Source organism: Micromonospora sp. CNZ296, assembly GCF_007827635.1.
In genome coordinates, this window is the sequence record NZ_VISW01000020.1 from 50,791 (window position 1) to 67,490 (window position 16,700).

Sequence of the window (16,700 nt, forward strand, 5' to 3'; positions counted from 1 at the left end):
AGCGGTCGAAATGGTGATCGAATTCGCCGTCAACTTCATGATCGACGGGGTGGGGCCCGGTGTGTGCCGGGTGGGGTCAGCGGATGACGATGGGGGGTTCGGCCAGGCGGGGGGTCAGCGGGGTCTTCGGGGTCAGCCAGGGGGCGGTGGGGGACTGGTCGGGGTTCAACTGCCAGTCGTGCGACACCTTGTCGACGGCGATCGGGTAGATCGTCAGCGTGCCGTCCGGGTCGATCCGGAACCGCAGGAACGCCTTCGAGTCCTCGATGCCCTGCGCCGCGAACAACTCGTTCAGGTTTACCCCGAACGCGCCCGCCACCAGCAGGTAGAGCGCCACGAGCTGGCTGGCGACCAGCCCGCTCAGCGGCCCGTAGAGCACCACCGCGGCGACCGCCGGCAGCGGCCACGGCCAGTCGTAGAACGGCAGCTGCAACCAGACCCACGTGCCCCCGGCGGCGAGCGCCACCTGGGCCAGCCCGTGCGCCACCCCGAGGATCCAGTGCCGGGCGTGCCGTTTCCCGCCCGCCGTGGGCGGCTTGGCGAAGAACACCGCGCCCATCATCGCCACCACCAGCATGATCGCCAGCGGCACGCTGAACAGCCGCTGCTCGGTGGTGCCCACCTGCTGCACCGCCACCCCGGCCATGGCCAGCATCAGCAGCGTGTGCAGCGTGCCGAGCAGCGTCGTGAAGCCCGGGTTGCGGAACGGCAGCCGGGCGAAGATCCCCCAGCCGTACCGGCGGGAGCGCGCCTTGTCCGGATAGCGCGCAGCCAGGTCGTACTCCCGGGTGTTGCTGGCCCGCCGGGTCAGCGTGTCACGCGGCGGCACCTCCAGCTTCTCCGGCAGCCGGTGCGTGGGGTAGAGGTAGGCGCCGCCGCCGCCGCACGTGATGAGCTGCCGGTCCGTCCCGGCATAGCGGGCGTAGTGGTGCAGGTCGCCGGAGACCAGCACCCGTACCTGCGCCCCGGTCGGCGCGACGAGGGTACGGATGAAGTAGTCGATCGAGTCGTACGCGTTGGGGTGGTCGACGGCCTTGACCCACGTCGGCGCCGGCACCGCCAGGATCACCTTGGATTCCGGGGTGAGCTTGCGGGCCACCTCGTCGAAGTAGGTGAGCTGCGGGTCGTCCAGGTACGACCCGGACTGGTCGTCGAGGCCGAGCAGCCACCAGCCGGCCGGCAGCTCGACGGCGAAGTACGAGCGGGACTGGCCGGTGCCCCAGCCGCCGAAGTGCCGGTCCCGGGTACGCACGAACAGGCGCAGGAACGCGGTCAGGCCGTCGTACCAGTCGTGGTTGCCGGGCACCGCGAACAGCTTCGGCTGCTCCGGCGGGGCAACAGGCAGCGCCGCCTGGTACGGACCCTTGCACCGGTCCTCGTACGCCTCGTAGCCCGCCGCCGGATAGACCTGGTCGCCGCCCATCACCAGCGTCTGCGCGCGGGGAAGGGTGTGCCCGTCCACTGTCAGCTCCGGCTGGGCGAGCAGGTACGCCACCGAGTACGTGGCGTCGAAGCCGTCACCCAGGTCGGCCACGTAGTCGAGCCAGAGCCCACCGTCCGGCCCGACCTGCCGGAACGTGCCGTCGCTGAACGCGTTCTGCAACTCGCGCTTGTCCAGGTACGCCCCGAACAGCATGGCCAGCAACGTACGCAGGCCGGTGCTGATCAGGAGCAGTGGCGCGAGCCAGGGCACCGGCCGGCGGGGGGTGAAACCCAGCTCCCGGGGGTCGATGCTGCGGGGGCGGCGGGTGGCACGCTCGCCGGGACGCGCCTCGGGAGCCGGTGGTCGCGGCGGTTCGTCGGTCACCCGCCGCAGGGTAGTCCGGACCGGGCGCGAAGTCTCTCCCGTACCGGGGCGGATCTGGTCGAGTGTCCGGCTTCGGAGTCGGGGGATCCGGTTCGGCTTCCGGTCGGGCGTGCCGTACACTTGGCGGTCGTTGCCGCCTTAGCTCAGTCGGCTAGAGCGACGCACTCGTAATGCGTAGGTCGACGGTTCGATTCCGTCAGGCGGCTCGGTACCGAAGCCCAGGTCATCGACCTGGGCTTCGCCGTTTCCCCGAGGGCGATCGCCCCTCCGCCGACGGGTGCCGGTCCGTAAATCGTCCGCGCCGCGGCTGCTTCGACCGGCCGGATCAATCGGCAAGCCCCTTTCACGCCGTCGTCCGGACACCAGGCCGGCGGGGCCAGCCGGCGGCAGCCGCCCAGGCCAGCAGTACGCCCATGGTCAGGCCAGGCGGCAGGTACCAGAACGTGAGGAAGCCGGCCGGTGGCGTCAACGGCAGTGCCGCGATGAGCGCCCACGCGACGCGGCGTGGCAGCACACCGCGACGCAGCCCCTGCAGCCCGCACCAGACGGTGCCCGCCAGCGCCGTCAGCAGGGCCACGAGGTCGAACATCCACCCGTATCCGGGGCTGTTGTATTCCAGGCCGATCGCGATGGCCGCGGCGAGGAGCCCGTATCTCGTGAGGCGCCGAGGCGTCGCGGTGGCGTGGCCCGTCACCGTCCAGACGAGCGGCAGCGTCAGCAGCATCGACACGAAGAAGGGACCACGCCAGATCCAGGCCGGCTCCCCACCGTCGAACAACGGCAGGTTCTCGGCCATCCATCGCGCCGGAGCGGGGAGAGAGCTGACGGCTCGGCCGCCGCCGACCTCCCACTGCGTGGCCATCGCGGCGCCGAGCACCGCTGCGACCAGCGGCGCGAGAACCGCAAGGGCGCGCCGCCAGCGGGCGACCGCCCACCTGCCCTCGACACCGGGCCGGTCGGTGCGGTCGGGTACGCGCTGCGGATGCTCCTGTCGCATCGGATGATCGTCCTAGCGTCGCTGGAAAATCCCATCAGGAGAACAGTCGGGATCATCGCTAGCGTGTCGGCTGTAGACGCCGTTACGAGGCCGCCCGAGTTCTTCTGCCCGGAGCGGGCAGGTCGGCGGCCACCGTGCCCAGCAGCGCCAGCGCCTGCGCCGACCGGCTGCCGGGCTCGGCCTGGTAGACGACCAGCTGCTGGCCCGTCGCCCCGGCGACGGTCAAGGAGTCGTACGTGAGGGTCAGCTCGCCGACGTCGTGATGGTGGAACAGCTTCGCCTCGTGCGTCTTTCCCCGTACGTCGTGGCGGGCCCACAGCCGGCGGAACTCCGGACTCTTCAGCGAGAGTTCCCCGACCAGTTCGGTGAGCCGCGCGTCGTCGAGCATGTCGGCTGCGGCGGCCCGCAGCGCGCCCAGGCTGGACTGCGCGACCCGGTCCCAGTGGGGATAGAAGGAACGGGCCGCCGAGTCGAGGAAGACGAACCGGACGAGGTTGGGCTCATCGGCCTCGAACAGCTTGGCGAACAGGGCGCGTCCGAGCCGGTTGGCGGCCAGCACGTCCATCCTGCGGTCGACGATCAGCGCGGGTGTGTGCAGCCAGCCGTCCATCAGGCGCAGCAGGCTCGGCCGGACGGTCTCCCGCGTACCCCTGCGGGCGGGCTTGCGGCCGCTCCTGGCCAGCAGGTGCAGGTGCGCCGCCTCCTCGGCGTCGAGTCCGAGGGTGCGGGCCAGGGCGTTCAGCATCTGTTCCGACGGGTGCTGTTCCCGCCCCTGCTCCAGGCGGGCGTAGTAGTCGGCGCTGACCCCGGACAGCTGGGCGACCTCCTCGCGCCGCAGACCCGGCGTCCGGCGCCGGCCCGAGGAGACGATGCCGGCCTCCGCCGGGCTGGTCGTCTCACGCCGGGCGCGCAGGAACTCGCCGAGCGGATTGCTGCCGTCCACCACCCCAACATAACCGCGGGCGGTCGGCCGCCAGGAGGCTCAGCCGGGGTGTGACGCACCCTGGTTGCGACCGGCCGTACTCCGCACCGTGGACTCATGGAATCCACACAGATGTCCGGCACCAGCCACCGCAAGGCCGCCACCGTCCTCCTGACGGCGGCGCTCACCGCCTGCGGCACGGAGACACCGCCCGTACCGCAGGCCGCCCCGTCCGCGACGCCGGCGCGGCCCTCGGTCTCCGAGGCCCTTCATGGGTACGTCGGGATGTGGGTCACCGCCGACGGCCACATCCGGCAGGAGTTGTTGCCCGACGGCCGGTACGACGAGGCGCGCGGCGACCGGGCGAGCGCCTACACCGGCCGGTACGAGGTGACCGGCGAGCACATCGACTACTGGGACGACAGCGGGTTCACCGCCGACGGCCGGTTCGACGGCGACGTCCTGCACCACGGCGGCTACCTGTTCTATCGGGAGGGCAGTGCGGCCCACCGGCAGGCGGTCGCGGGGCGGGCGTCCACCCGCCCGTCCGGGTAGGGGAGAACGCCGACGGACAGGGGAGCGTCGGGCGTCCGGTGGCGGCGCAACCGCTACCGGCGCTCGGCGCGCTGCCGGGCCGCCTCGTACAGCGCCACGGTCCCGGCCGCCGCCGCGTTCAGGGAACTCGCCGCCCCCACGATCGGGATGCGCACCATCCGGTCGCTGGCCTCCTGCCAGCCCTTGCTGAGCCCGTGCGTCTCGTTGCCGATGAGCAGGAGAGTGGGGCCGGTCAGGTCGTGCTCGGCGACGTCCACGTCCCCGTGCTCGTCCGTACCGATGATCTGGACCTGCGGAAGTCCGTCCGCGCGCACCGCGGCGACCCAGTCCAGGACGTCGCGGTGACTGGGGACGCGCACCACGGGTAGGGCGAACAGCGACCCGGTGGTGGCCCGGACCGCCTTCGGGTCGTACGGGTCGGCGGCGTGGCCCGTGATGATCACGCCGGAGGCGCCGAAGGCGTCAGCGGAGCGGATCAGCGTGCCGATGTTGCCCGGGGTCTTGGGGCGGTCGAAGACCACCACGAGCATGGCCGGCCCGACCGGGATGCGGGCCAGGTCGTCAGCGGGCTGCGCCACGACTGCGAGCAGTTCGGGTGACTCCTCCTCCTTGCCGCTCAGTTCCCGCATCAGCTCCGGCGCGAGGGCCACCCGCCTGGCGTCGGAGCGGTCGAGCAGGTCGCGGCACCAGCGGGACAGGGGCTGCCGGTCCGGGTGGAGGAGGGCACGGATCTCCCAGCCCTGTTCCAGGGCCACCGTGATCGGGCGCACCCCCTGGACCAGGAACTCCCCGGAACGCTGCCGCTTGGTGCGGTTGGTCAGCAGCGCCTGCCACTGCTGGAAGCTCGCGTTGCGGGTGGTGATCGTCAGGGTCTTCGCCACGCAGCCGATTCAACCGCATCCGGGTTCGAGGTCACGCGCCGGTGAGGTGGTGACGCGGCGCGATTGTCCCGCCGAGTGACCAGCCGCTATCGTTCCCTCGCCCCCAGCCCGCAGAGTTTGAGGATCGCGATGACTTCCCCGCCGTTGACGAAAGTTGCCGATCGGGAAGGTTCGCCCGCCGAGGAACCGGCCGGCACGGCGACCGGACGCGAGCCGGGCAGGGAGGCGACGCCGAGCCGGTTCCGGGCAGACGTCGCCGGGCTCCGGGCTGTCGCCGTGGGGCTGGTGCTGCTCTACCACGCCGGGTTGCCGTTCATCCCCGGTGGCTTCGTCGGCGTCGACGTCTTCTTCGTGATCTCCGGCTTCCTCATCACCGGGCAGCTCATCTCGGAGATCGAGCGCAGCGGACGGGTCTCGCTCACCGGTTTCTACGCGCGCCGGGCCAAGCGGATCCTGCCCGCGGCCACTGTGGTGCTGGCGGCCACCGCCGTCGCGGTCCGGCTGTTCGTACCCCGGGGTGAGTGGCAGGTCATCGGCGGCGACATCGCCGCCGCGGCGACCTACGTCGTCAACTGGCGGTTCGCCGACCGCGCGGTCGACTACCTGGCCGAGGACGTCGCGCCGTCGCCGGTCCAGCACTTCTGGTCGCTCGCCGTGGAGGAGCAGTTCTACCTCCTCTGGCCGCTGCTGATCGTGCTGGCCATCCTCGCCGCGCGCAGGCTCCGGCGGGCGAACGTACGGCCGGTCCTGTGGGTCGGTCTCGCGGTGCTGGCGGTGCCGTCGTTCGTCTGGTCGATCGTCGAGACGGCGAACTCGCCCGAGCGCGCGTTCTTCGTCTCCACCACGCGGCTGTGGGAGCTCGCGGTCGGCGCGGCGGTCGCGCTGCTGGCGGTCCGCGCCGCGCGGATGCCCCGGTCGGTGGCTGTCGTTCTCGGGTGGCTCGGCCTCGCCGCGATCGTGGCGGCGGCGCTGCTGGTCAGCGGGAAGACCGCATGGCCGGGGTACGCGGCGGCGCTGCCCACGCTCGGCGCGGCGGCGGTGATCGCGGCCGGTGCCGCGGCCGGCTCCCGAGGGCCGGTGCTGGTGCTCGGCATGCGTCCGTTCCAGTGGATCGGTGACCTGTCGTACTCGCTGTACCTGTGGCACTGGCCGATGCTCGTGGTGGCCGCCGCGCACTTCGGTGACCTGTCGGTGACCGAGGGCCTGGTGGTGGCGCTCGCCTCGGTGATCCCGGCCTGGCTCACCTTCCGGCTGGTCGAGAACCCGCTGCGGTACTCGCGGAAGATCTCCACGTCGCCGCGTCTGGCGTTGAGCCTGGGCGGCAACTTCACGCTCGCCGGCATCTGCGCCGGTCTTGTCCTGGTGCTGATGGGCGCGTGGGCCGCCGCCGCGACCACGACCAAGGGCCGGTACGCCCCGGGCGCGGCGCTGCTGTCGACAGCGCCCGGCACGGCGCCGATCGGCCCGGTCCCGGAGCGGTTCGACGCGATCACGCCGGACCCGCTGCAGATCCGGCAGGGCTTCATGGACGTGCCGGACACCAACCGGGACAAGTGTTTCCAGCAGGTCGAGGGCGCCGAGGTGCTGTCCTGCACGTACGGCGTTCCGAACGGGTCCACCACCGTCGCGCTCGTCGGCGACTCGAAGATGGACCAGTGGCTGCCCGCGTTCCAGGTGCTCGCCGCCCAGAACGACTGGAAGCTGCTGATCATGGCGAAGGCGGGGTGCGCCTTCACCAGCGCCCAGGTGCTCAAGGGCGATGGGTCCGGCAAGCCGTACACCGACTGCATCGAGTGGAACCGTGCGCTGCTGGACCGCCTGGTGCAGGAGCGCCCCGACTACGTGGTCACGTCGCAGTCGGCGTCGACGGCCCTGGACAGCGGGGGTGAGCGCGCCACCGTCGCGGCGATGGTGTCCGGCGTACGGGCCTCGTGGAAGAAGCTCGACTCGGTGGGGACCAAGGTCGTCGTCCTCGCCAACAACCCGCATCCGGGCGCGGCGGTGGCGTGCGCCGACAAGAACCGCAAGCGCCTGTCCGCCTGCGCGTTCGACAGGGAGAAGCACGACCAGGACCCGGCCTACCGGATGCAGCGGCAGGCGGTCGCGGGCGCGCCGAAGGTCAAGATGATCGACCTGTTCGACGCCGTCTGCCCGACCGACAGGTGCCCTGTGGTGTTCGGCAACGTGCTCATCTACCGGGGTGGCTCGCACATCGGCGCGGCGTACGTGAAGACGACCGCGCCGCACCTCGCCCGTGCCCTGTCCGACGTCGGCGTGCCCGCGCGCTTCACCCCGGCCGGGTAGGTCGCCGGGGTTGCGGCGCCCGGCCACGATGGCGGCGTGATCATGCGTCGGCCGCTCTGGCTCAGCCTCGCGTACGTGCTGCTGGCGGTCGCCGGTGGCGCCCTGCTCTGGCTGCCGTTCCACACCCAGATGGCGCTCGACGACTGGGGGGTGACGCTGCGCGAGCGGGGTACGCCCGCGCGGGCGACGGTCGTCGACCAGGTGACGGAGAGGGGCGGCCGGAGTTCCACCATGTACTTCAGCTACGTGGTCAACGGCCGGACGCACGCGCAGGAGGTGCCCTGCTTCGAGGTGTGCCGGGCGGCGGGCACCGCGGTGCCGATCTGGGTCAATCCGGCGGATCCGAACGACTTCGTCACCGACTTCGGGCAGCTCAGCGGGCATCGCGGGCGGGTGCAGGGCGTACTCGGCGTGGTCGGGCTGTTCGCCCTGGGCGCCGGGGTGGTGCTGACGCTGTCCCGCATCCGGCGCGCCGCCCGACCAGGCGACCGCGCCGGCCGGGCGAGCCACGACGCGGCGCGCCGCGACCGGCCGCGCCGGGTGGCGCCGACGCCGGTCGGAGACGGTCGCGGCTACACCGGCCGGGGCAAACGCAAGCGCAACGCCGGGCGCTGACGCGAGCGCAACGCTCGGTGCCGGCCGCCGGCGACGGGGTCAGCGGTAGAGCGTCTCCAGGTAGGCCGGGCCGTAGTGGCGTTCCAGGTCGGCCAGGCTCTCCGCCGGGGCCTCCACCTCCTTGATCAGCCGGGCCCGCGTCGGCAGCACGTCCGGTTGCCAGGTCTCCGGCTGCCACAGCTCGGAGCGCAGGAACGCCTTCGCGCAGTGGTAGAAGATCTGCTCGATCGCGACCTCGACGGCGAGCACCGGCCGGTGGCCCTTCACCTCCATGTCGGCGAACCACGGTGCGTCGGAGATCAGCCGGGCCCGGCCGTTGATCCGCAGCGTGTCGGTGCGGCCGGGGATCAGGAAGATCAACCCGACGTGCGGGTTGGCCAGGATGTTGCGGTAGCCGTCGGCCCGCCGGTTGCCGGGCCGCTCCGGGATCGCGATCGTGGTGTCGTCGAGCACCAGCGCGAAACCGGGCGGGTCACCCTTGGGGGAGACGTCGCAGGTGCCGTCCGCGCCGGCGGTGGCGATCAGGCAGAACGGCGAGGCGGCGAGCCACTCCCGGTCGCGTTCGTGCAGCGTACGGCGGTCCTTGGCGGCCGCTCGCGGCATCGGTGTGCCGATCAGCTCGCGTAGTTCGGCCTCGCTGGTGATCTCCCGGGTCGTCACGTCTTCCTCCCCCGTCCGTTGACCTCGACGACGGTTCCGGCCCGCGACGGGCCGTGATCCGCCACTGTCAGCCTAGGAGAGCGCGTCGAGCGCCGGGTTTGCCCCCGGAGCCGGCGGGTAGGGACCGGTTCGCAGCGTGCGTCCGGACGCGACGGATGGAGGCCGAGATGGAGAGCCGACTCAAGGTGCTCGGCCATCCCGTGCATCCGATGCTCGTGATGTTCCCGGTGGCGCTCTTCGTGACCGCGGTGATCTTCGACGTGGTGGACACCGTGGGCGGGCCCGGCTTCCTGGCCGAGGTCGCGTACTGGAACATCACCGTCGGTCTGATCGGCGGCCTGCTGGCCGCGGCGGCGGGGGCGTTCGACCTGCTCGCCCTGCCGGCCGGCACCCGCGCCAAGCGGGTCGGTGTCACCCACGCCGCCGCCAACGTGGCGGTCATCCTGCTGTTCGCCGCGGTCTGGGCGGTCCGGCTCAACGCCGACTCCCGGGCGGCCGGGGGCGCGCTCGTCGCCATCGAGGTGGTCGCCCTGGCGATCCTCGGCGTGAGCGCGTGGCTCGGTGGCGAACTGGTGGACCGGCTCGGTGTCGGCGTCGACCCGGAGCACGATCTCAACGCGCCCAGCTCGCTGCGACCCTCCTCGGCGACACAGCGGATCGGAGACGTGCGATGACGGAACAGGGCAGCGGACGGGGCTGGCGTGGTCGCCAGCAGGGCTGGGATCCGATGGGCGAACTCCAGTCGCTGCGCTCCGAGCTGAGTCGGCTGGTCGGCGGACGCTCCGGCAGCCAGGACGTGGATCTGGCCGAGACGGCCGACGGCTGGGAGGTGGTCGTCCGGCTTCCCGGCGTGGCGCCGGAGGAGGTCGCCGTCGAGCTGGACGACCGGGAGCTGTGCGTACGCGCCCGGTCGGAGGCCGAGGTGAACGCCGACCACGGCATCCCGGGCGGGTTCACCACCCGGGGCTTCGAGTACCGCGTGGACCTGCCGTCCCGCGTGGACCCGGACCGGATCGACGCGGTGATGGACCACGGCCTGCTCCGGGTCCGCCTGCCCCGGGCGACCCGGCCCGCGCCGCGCACCATCACCGTCGGCCGGACCGGCCCGCGACCGGGAGCCGACCGTACGCCGATGCCCGCCGACCCGGCCGCGGACCGGGAGCTGCACCACCCGGACACCGCGCTCGACGAGATCGACAGGCCGTAGGGGCCGCGTGACCAGCCCGCCTGACTCCCGCTCGCCGCGTCGCGACCTGGAGCCGTCGGCGCTCGGGCCGGTGGGCGAGCGCGTCCCTGACGTCGAACGGATCGCCGTGCTGCGCGCCAACGCGCTCGGTGACTTCATCTTCGTGCTGCCCGCGCTGGACGCGCTGCGGTCCGCGTACCCGTCGGCCGAGATCGTGCTGCTCGGCGCGCCGTGGCACGCGGCGCTCTGGCGCGACCGGCCCGGCCCGGTGGACCGGGTGCTGGTGGTGCCGGCGGCGCCCGGCATCCGCGACCCGGGGCCCGGCGAGTCGCCGGGTGACGTCCCGGCGTTCCTGGCCGCCGCCCGCGCCGAACGGTTCGACCTGGCGTTGCAGGTGCACGGCGGCGGCGGCAACTCGAACCCGTTCGTGGCCGGGCTGGGCGCCCGGGTCACCGCCGGCCTGCGGGCCGAGGGCGCGCCGCCGCTGGACCGGTGGCTGCGCTACGTCTACTACCAGCACGAGGTGATCCGCTACCTGGAGGTGGTCGCCCTGGTCGGCGCGCCCGCCACCACGATCACCCCGTCGCTCGCGGTCACCGCCGCCGACCGGGCGGAGGCCGCCGCCGTGCTCGGCGAACCCACCCGGCCGCGGGTCGCGCTGCACCCGGGCGCCACCGACACGCGGCGACGCTGGCCGCCGGAACGCTTCGCCGAGGTCGCCCGCGAGCTGACCGGAGACGGGTACGAGGTGCTGGTCACCGGCACCCCGGCCGAGCAGGAGACGGTCGACGCGGTGGTGGCGGCGGCCGGGGTGCCGGTGCGTCCCCAGGTCGGCACGCTCAGCCTGGGCGCGCTCGCCGCCGCGTACGCGGACTGCGCGCTCGTGGTCTCCAACGACACCGGCCCGCTGCACCTGGCCGCCGCCGTGGGAGCGCCGACAGTGGGTGTCTTCTGGGTCGGCAACCTGATCAACGGGGCGTCGCCGTTGCGCGGGCGGCACCGCCCGATCGCCGCCTGGACCACCCACTGCCCGGTCTGCGGCGTCGACTGCACACCCGGGATCTACCCGCACCGGCCGGGCGACGGCGAGTGCCCGCACCGGGTGTCGTTCGTGGCCGACGTACCAGTCGCCGAGGTGGTCGAGGCGGCCCGCGAGCTGCTCACACCTCCGCGGGCGACTCGCTGAGCACGACCTCCCACGCCTCCACGTCGCGTTCGGTGACTGTGGTCGGCGACTCCAGGTGATAGGCCCCGCTGGGCAGCACCCCGGCGCCGCCGTGGCGCTCCAGCACCGCGAGCTGCGCGGCGACGTCCTCGCCCTGGTGCCGCTCGGGCAGCCGCTCCCAGAAGTCGAAGCCGCCGGCCTCGACGAGCTTGGCCCGGTCGTAGAGTACGCACCCGCCGATCCAGGAGATCTTGTACGCCCGCCACTCGTCCGCCGCCAGGTCGAGCTTCTCGGTGACGTGCAGCAGGTTCGCCGCCGGGTGGATGGACGCCCGGTGCCACTCCGGCGTGCCGGGCTGGATGCGTTCCGGCACCGGTGGCCCGGTCCACTCCTCGTAGTGCTGGTGCGTCTCCGGGCGGACGTCGTCGGCGTAGGAGAGGCCGTGCACCGCGTTGCCGACGAACCCGCAGCCCAACTCGTCGAGCGCGGTGACCAGGCGGGACAGCGCGCCCGGCTCCAGCCACACGTCGTCGTCGAGGCAGAGCACCGCGTCGGCCGCCGACTGGGCCAGCAGGTACGACCGGTGCTCGGCCAGGCCGCGACGGGGCAGCCGCCGGGTCAGCAGCACCGGATGCCCCCGGTGCCGCAGCGCCCGCACCATCGTGGCGGCGGCCGGGTGGGCGTACGCGGGATCGCCGTCGGACTGGTCGCTGACCACCACCCCGAACCCGGGTACGCCCTCCTGGGCGGCCAGCCCGGACAGCGTGACCGCCAGTTCGGCGGGCCGGTTGCGGGTGGGGATCAGCACGTCGAGCCGCCGGGGGTGCCGGAACCGTCCGGGTGTTCCCGGGTCGAGCGGACGGGTCACGCCGGCCTGCCCTCGCCGACGGTGTCGCCGACCGTGTCGCCGACCGGGTGGGCGCGGATCCGGTCGATGATCGCCGAGGTGGAGCGGTCCGGTACGTACCCGAGCGTGCGCACCTGCCCGCCCAGCCGCCGTACCAGCGGCGCCTCCGGCACCATCTCCGGCGGGTAGTCGCCGCCCTTGACGTAGACGTCGGGCCGGACCGCCTCGATCAGCCGGGCCGGCGAGTCCTCCTCGAAGACCACCACGTGGTCGACGCAGGCCAGCGCCGCCAGCAGGGCGATCCGGTCCTCGACCGGGTTGACGGGCCGGTCCGGGCCCTTGAGCCGCCGTACGCTGCCGTCCGAGTTGACCGCCACGATGAGCAGGTCGCCGAGCGCGCGGGCCTGGGTCAGGTAGCGGACGTGCCCCGGGTGCAGCACGTCGAAGCAGCCGTTCGTGAACACCACCGACCGCCCGGCCTGCCGGTGCTCGTCCACCAGGGCGGCCAGCTCGTCGGCGCCGACCAGCGCGGGGTGCCCGCCCTCGTCCGCGCCGGTGCCGAGCGCGGCCAGCAGGTCCTGCCGGCGGCACACGCAGGTGCCGGTGTCGGCCACAGTGATGGTGGCGGCGAGCTGGGCGAGCTGGGCGGCGGTGGGCAGGCCCGCGTCGGCGGCGAGCGCCAGCGTCATGGCCGCCAGGTACGCGTCCCCGGCGCCCACCGCGTGACTGGCCGGGACCGGGGTGCTGTGGCTGCGCCGGGGCTCGCCCTCGGCGCCGCCGACCACCGCGCCCTCGGTGTCCAGGGTCACCGCCACCACGTCGGCGCCGGTGTGTTCGCGCAGCTCGGGCAGGCGTGACTCGGCCAGCACGGCCCGGTCCACGCCGGCGCCGGCCGCCGCGCTCACAGTCACGCCGGTCCCGGTGACGCTCAGCCCGTCGCCGGTCAGCGCCACCCGCTCCTCGCCCGGCACCGGTTCGCCGGTCGGGCCGGCGGGGACCTCGGCTGCGGGCGTACCGGAGGTCGGGTGCGGGCTGCCGGGTACGCGCTCACCGGACCCGCCGGGCGCGGCGCCCACCATCAGCTCGGACGGGCCGTCGGCCTCCGCCGGGTGGTTCAGGTGCACGTCACCGCTGGGGACGGCGCCCCGCTCGGCGTGCGCGAACCCGGCGGCGGCGCGGGCCAGCAGCCGGGTCGCCTCGGCGAAGCTCGGCGTCACCACTGTCGGGTTCAGCCCGCGCCAGTCGGCCAGGTCGTGCGCGTCGAGCGCCACGGTGCCGTACCGGTCGCGGTTGGCGACCAGCCAGGCGCGTACCGCCGACGGCAGCGCGCCCAGGCCGTAGTCGCAGACCACAAGCGTGAGCGGCTGCCCGGCGGCCACCGCCCGCAGCTCCTCGGTGGCGCAGTGCAGCGCGGTCAGCAGGCGGGCCACGCCGTCGGCGTCCAGCCCGTCCTCCGGACCGCCGGAGTCCTCGCGGAGCAGGATCTGGTTGCCGGCGAGCATCCGCCGCTTGACCGGGGTGGGCCGGCCGGGCTGGCTCACCGTGCGGTCCCAGACCGCTGCCCGGTCCAGGCAGTCGTGCAGCTCGTCGCCGGCTACGTCGGCGCCGACCGGGGCGACCAGCGCGGCCCGGCCGCCGAGCGCCGCGACGTTCACCGCCGTGTTGGCGGCGCCCCCCGCAGCGGAGATCCGCCGCCGCAGGGTGAGGACCGGCGCGGGCGCCTCGCGGCAGAGCCGCTCCGACTCGGCGAACCGCCACTCGTCCAGCATGGCGTCCCCGACGACCAGCACGGGACGCTGCTGCCAGCTCGCCACGACGGTGGCCAGCCGGCGCTCTTCCGCTGCTGCTCCTGCCATGCCTCTGCGGATCCCCCCGGGCCGTCGGGCCAAACCTTGGTGCGACGCGGGCCACCCGATGCGTCCGGTTTCGCGGCATCGGGCGGGGGAACCGTCTCAGACGTACCCCGGAGAGGAGAGAACAGCATGGCAGCGACACTTCAGGGCAAGCGCATCGCCTTCCTGGCCGCCGACGGCGTCGAGGAGGTCGAGTACACCAAGCCCCGGGAGGCGGTGGAGAACGCCGGCGCCCAGGTCGAGCTGGTCTCCATCGAGTCCGGCACGATCCAGGCCTTCAACCACCTCGACCACGGCAAGCAGTACCAGGTCGACGTCACCACCGAGGAGGCGGACGCCGGGGCGTACGACGGCCTGGTCCTGCCCGGTGGCGTGGCGAACCCCGACTTCCTGCGGACGGACCCGGAGGCGGTCCGGTTCGTCAAGGCGTTCTTCGACGCGGGCAAGCCGGTCGGCGTGATCTGCCACGGCCCGTGGACGCTCGTCGAGGCGGACGTGGTGCGGGGCCGCACCATCACCTCCTGGCCGAGCCTGCGCACCGACCTCACCAACGCCGGCGCCAAGTGGGTCGACCAGGAGGTCGTCACCGACAACGGGCTGGTCAGCAGCCGCAAGCCGGACGACCTGCCGGCGTTCTGCGCCAAGATCGTCGAGGAGTTCGCCGAGGGGCGGCACGCCGCCCGATGAAACTCGTACGCCCACCGGGGGCATGATCCGCCCCCGGTGGGATAGGAAGCGGGATGACCGCCCAGGCCGCCCGTCCCGCGTTGCCCGCCCGACAGATCCGCCTGCTGATGTTCGGTCTGATGACCGGCATGCTGCTGGCGGCGCTGGACCAGACGATCGTCGGCACCGCGCTGCCGACCATCGTCGGCGAGCTGGGCGGCATCAACCACTACTCGTGGGTGGTCACCGCGTACCTGCTGGCCTCGACCGCCTCGACACCGCTGTACGGCAAGATGGCCGACCTGTACGGACGCCGGCCGGTCTTCCTGTTCTCGATCGGGATGTTCCTGCTCGGCTCGCTGCTGGCCGGGCTGTCGCAGGACATGACCCAGCTGATCGTCACGCGGGGCGTGCAGGGCCTGGGCGCGGGCGGCCTGATGACGCTGGCGTTCACCATCATCTCGGACGTGGTGTCGCCCCGGGAGCGTGGCCGCTACCAGGGGTTGTTCGGCGCCGTGTTCGGTGTGTCGTCGGTGGCCGGACCGCTGGTCGGCGGCTACTTCGCGGAGAACAACTGGCGGTGGATCTTCTACATCAACGTGCCGCTGGCGATCCTCGCCATCGTGGTCTGCTGGCACGTGATGCGGCTGGTGCCGTTCGAGCGGCGGGAGCACACCGTCGACTGGATCGGCGCGGCACTGCTGGTGGCCGGCGTGAGCTGCCTGCTGCTGGCGCTGAGCTGGGGCGGCGCCGAGTACGCCTGGGGCTCCGGCGTGATCGTCGGGCTGTTCGCCGCGGGCGCGGTGCTGGGCGTGCTGTTCGTCGTCCAGGAGGCCCGGACCAAGGAGCCGATCCTGCCGCTGCGGCTGTTCCGCAGCGCCACGTTCGCGCTCGCCAACGGCGCGGGTTTCGTGCTCGGTCTGGTGATGTTCGGGTCGATCATCTTCATCCCGCTCTACCTCCAGATCGTCAAGGGCGCCTCGCCGACCCGCAGCGGTCTGCTGATGCTGCCGATGATGGCCGGCGTCATCGTCACCTCGGTGCTCACCGGCCGGGCGATGAGCCGGATCGGCAGGTACAAGTGGTTCCCGGTGGCGGGCGCGGCCGTGCTGGTGGTCGGCATGCTGCTGTTCCAGCAGCTCCAGGTGGGCACCTCGCTCTGGCTCGCGTTCGGCTACATGGTGGTGATCGGCGTCGGGCTGGGCCTGTGCATGCAGTCGCTGATCCTGGCCGTGCAGAACGCGGTGAGCGTGCGCGACCTGGGCGCGGGCACCTCGTCTGCGACGTTCTTCCGGTCGCTCGGCGGATCGTTCGGCGTGGCCATCCTCGGCGCGGTGCTGTCGTCCCGGCTCACCGCCGAGATGTCCGCGCGGCTGCCCGGTGCGCTGGCGCAGCTCCCGCCGGAGCAGCGGGCCGCGGTGACGGCCGGCGGGGACTTCTCGATCAACGACCCGGCGGCGATCCTCGCGCTGCCCGCCCCGGTACGCGCCGCCGTCCAGGCCGCGTTCGTCGAGTCGCTGCACCTGGTCTTCCTGACCACCGGGCTGATCGCCGTGATCGCCGTGCTGGTCACGCTGGCCATGCCGAACCTTCAGTTGCGCGGCACCGGCCCGCAGGGTGCCACCGGCGGCGCCGACCCGCTCGGCGGGAAGGCGCCCGCGCCCGGCGGCAAGCCGCTGACGAAGGAGTCGAAGGACGAGGCCGCCGCCGACATGGAGGCGAAGTCGCAGACGATGCTGTGACCGGCGGCTACTTGAGGATCAGCCGGTTGGTCTGCTCGAACACGTCGAGGTCGGCGAGCGTCTCGTGCACGCTCGACGACAGCGGGTGCGGGAAGTCCGCCGGGCGGAAGAAGCCCGAGTCGGTGGTCTCGTCGGTGAACCGGGCCAGCTCGCCGTCCCACTCGTCGACCCGGAACGCCGTGGTGAAGACCTGGTACGTGTGGCCGTACATGTTGGTGTGGGTGCGGTCCGGGCCGGTGTAGAGCGCGAACGCGCTGACCCGCAGCGCCCGCAGCCCGGTCTCCTCCCGGACCTCCCGGACCGCGCAGTCGGCGATCGACTCGCCGAGTTCCATGGCGCCGGCCGGCAGGGCCCACTGGCCGTTGTCGGAACGCTGGATCAGCAGCACCCGGGCGGCGTTGTCGCGCACCACGGCGCGGGCGCCGACGAACATCAGGGTGCGGTCACCGGCCAGGGCGCGGAGCTGCCCCACGTACGAGTCGGCCCACGAGATGCTCACC

General features: G+C 73.0%; 16 protein-coding genes and 1 tRNA gene. 9 read left to right on the forward strand and 8 right to left on the reverse strand.

The window, feature by feature from the left end; translation table 11 throughout:
- Positions 1–76: 76 nt before the first annotated feature.
- Entirely contained in the window at positions 77–1,927 is a 1,851-nt protein-coding gene (locus FB455_RS27355; protein ID WP_486481597.1) for a metallophosphoesterase family protein, read from the reverse strand.
- 12 nt (positions 1,928–1,939) lie between these two features.
- Here FB455_RS27355 and FB455_RS27360 point away from each other — a divergent pair.
- Positions 1,940–2,013, forward strand: a tRNA-Thr gene (locus tag FB455_RS27360).
- 137 nt (positions 2,014–2,150) lie between these two features.
- Here FB455_RS27360 and FB455_RS27365 read toward each other — a convergent pair.
- Together FB455_RS27365 and FB455_RS27370 are read right to left on the reverse strand one after the other, a co-directional pair.
- Positions 2,151–2,804 carry a hypothetical protein gene (locus FB455_RS27365; RefSeq protein ID WP_030274431.1) on the reverse strand — a complete coding sequence of 218 codons (654 nt, stop codon included), beginning with the start codon at positions 2,802–2,804 and terminating at the stop codon, positions 2,151–2,153.
- 82 nt (positions 2,805–2,886) lie between these two features.
- Positions 2,887–3,747, reverse strand: a complete 861-nt coding sequence (locus tag FB455_RS27370; protein WP_036311684.1) for a helix-turn-helix transcriptional regulator — start codon at positions 3,745–3,747, stop codon at positions 2,887–2,889.
- A 96-nt stretch (positions 3,748–3,843) separates the two neighbouring features.
- On the opposite strand from FB455_RS27370, the gene FB455_RS27375 reads away from it, so the two are divergent.
- A complete protein-coding gene (locus FB455_RS27375; RefSeq protein WP_486481598.1) occupies positions 3,844–4,281 on the forward strand; it encodes an Atu4866 domain-containing protein in 438 nt (145 codons plus the stop codon).
- Between the two features lie 53 nt (positions 4,282–4,334).
- Here FB455_RS27375 and FB455_RS27380 read toward each other — a convergent pair whose 3' ends face one another.
- Complete coding sequence (locus tag FB455_RS27380; protein ID WP_013283670.1) at positions 4,335–5,162, reverse strand: TrmH family RNA methyltransferase; 828 nt, start codon at positions 5,160–5,162, stop codon at positions 4,335–4,337.
- Between the two features lie 129 nt (positions 5,163–5,291).
- Between FB455_RS27380 and FB455_RS27385 the strand changes: the two genes are divergently transcribed.
- Both FB455_RS27385 and FB455_RS27390 read left to right on the forward strand, forming a co-directional pair.
- Positions 5,292–7,466 carry an acyltransferase family protein gene (locus tag FB455_RS27385; protein WP_013283671.1) on the forward strand — a complete coding sequence of 725 codons (2,175 nt, stop codon included), beginning with the start codon at positions 5,292–5,294 and terminating at the stop codon, positions 7,464–7,466.
- A 42-nt stretch (positions 7,467–7,508) separates the two neighbouring features.
- Complete coding sequence (locus tag FB455_RS27390) at positions 7,509–8,081, forward strand: DUF3592 domain-containing protein (RefSeq protein WP_145755312.1); 573 nt, start codon at positions 7,509–7,511, stop codon at positions 8,079–8,081.
- A 39-nt stretch (positions 8,082–8,120) separates the two neighbouring features.
- On the opposite strand, the gene FB455_RS27395 is transcribed toward FB455_RS27390, so the two are convergent.
- Positions 8,121–8,741, reverse strand: a complete 621-nt coding sequence (locus tag FB455_RS27395) for a pyridoxamine 5'-phosphate oxidase family protein (RefSeq protein ID WP_030274421.1) — start codon at positions 8,739–8,741, stop codon at positions 8,121–8,123.
- Positions 8,742–8,908: 167 nt separating this feature from the next.
- Between FB455_RS27395 and FB455_RS27400 the strand changes: the two genes are divergently transcribed.
- From FB455_RS27400 to FB455_RS27410, 3 genes are read left to right on the forward strand one after another with little or no spacing between them, the layout of a single operon-like run.
- Entirely contained in the window at positions 8,909–9,415 is a 507-nt protein-coding gene (locus FB455_RS27400; protein WP_145755293.1) for a DUF2231 domain-containing protein, read from the forward strand.
- On the forward strand, positions 9,412–9,948 hold the full coding sequence (locus FB455_RS27405) for an Hsp20/alpha crystallin family protein (protein WP_030274419.1): 537 nt from the start codon (positions 9,412–9,414) through the stop codon (positions 9,946–9,948). Before FB455_RS27400 ends, FB455_RS27405 begins: the two co-directional genes overlap by 4 nt.
- 7 nt (positions 9,949–9,955) lie before the next feature.
- A complete protein-coding gene (locus tag FB455_RS27410) occupies positions 9,956–11,113 on the forward strand; it encodes a glycosyltransferase family 9 protein (protein ID WP_013473602.1) in 1,158 nt (385 codons plus the stop codon).
- On the opposite strand, the gene FB455_RS27415 is transcribed toward FB455_RS27410, so the two are convergent.
- Both FB455_RS27415 and rfaE2 read right to left on the reverse strand, forming a co-directional pair.
- Positions 11,088–11,960, reverse strand: coding sequence for a glycosyltransferase family 2 protein (locus FB455_RS27415; RefSeq protein WP_091330349.1), 873 nt, complete (start codon positions 11,958–11,960; stop codon positions 11,088–11,090). The two genes, FB455_RS27410 and FB455_RS27415, sit on opposite strands and share 26 nt — an antisense overlap.
- Entirely contained in the window at positions 11,957–13,795 is a 1,839-nt protein-coding gene (rfaE2, locus tag FB455_RS27420) for a D-glycero-beta-D-manno-heptose 1-phosphate adenylyltransferase (RefSeq protein WP_145755294.1), read from the reverse strand. Before rfaE2 ends, FB455_RS27415 begins: the two co-directional genes overlap by 4 nt.
- A gap of 126 nt (positions 13,796–13,921) precedes the next feature.
- Here rfaE2 and FB455_RS27425 point away from each other — a divergent pair, with 126 nt between their 5' ends.
- Both FB455_RS27425 and FB455_RS27430 read left to right on the forward strand, forming a co-directional pair.
- Positions 13,922–14,479 (forward strand): type 1 glutamine amidotransferase domain-containing protein, encoded by a 558-nt coding sequence (locus FB455_RS27425; protein WP_013283679.1) that lies wholly within the window; start codon positions 13,922–13,924, stop codon positions 14,477–14,479.
- A 53-nt stretch (positions 14,480–14,532) separates the two neighbouring features.
- Positions 14,533–16,200 carry an MDR family MFS transporter gene (locus FB455_RS27430; protein ID WP_145755295.1) on the forward strand — a complete coding sequence of 556 codons (1,668 nt, stop codon included), beginning with the start codon at positions 14,533–14,535 and terminating at the stop codon, positions 16,198–16,200.
- Positions 16,201–16,207: 7 nt separating this feature from the next.
- Here the strand turns inward: FB455_RS27430 and FB455_RS27435 are convergent, their stop codons facing one another.
- Positions 16,208–16,699, reverse strand: coding sequence for an NUDIX domain-containing protein (locus FB455_RS27435; RefSeq protein WP_013283681.1), 492 nt, complete (start codon positions 16,697–16,699; stop codon positions 16,208–16,210).
- Between the last annotated feature and the right edge of the window lies 1 nt (position 16,700).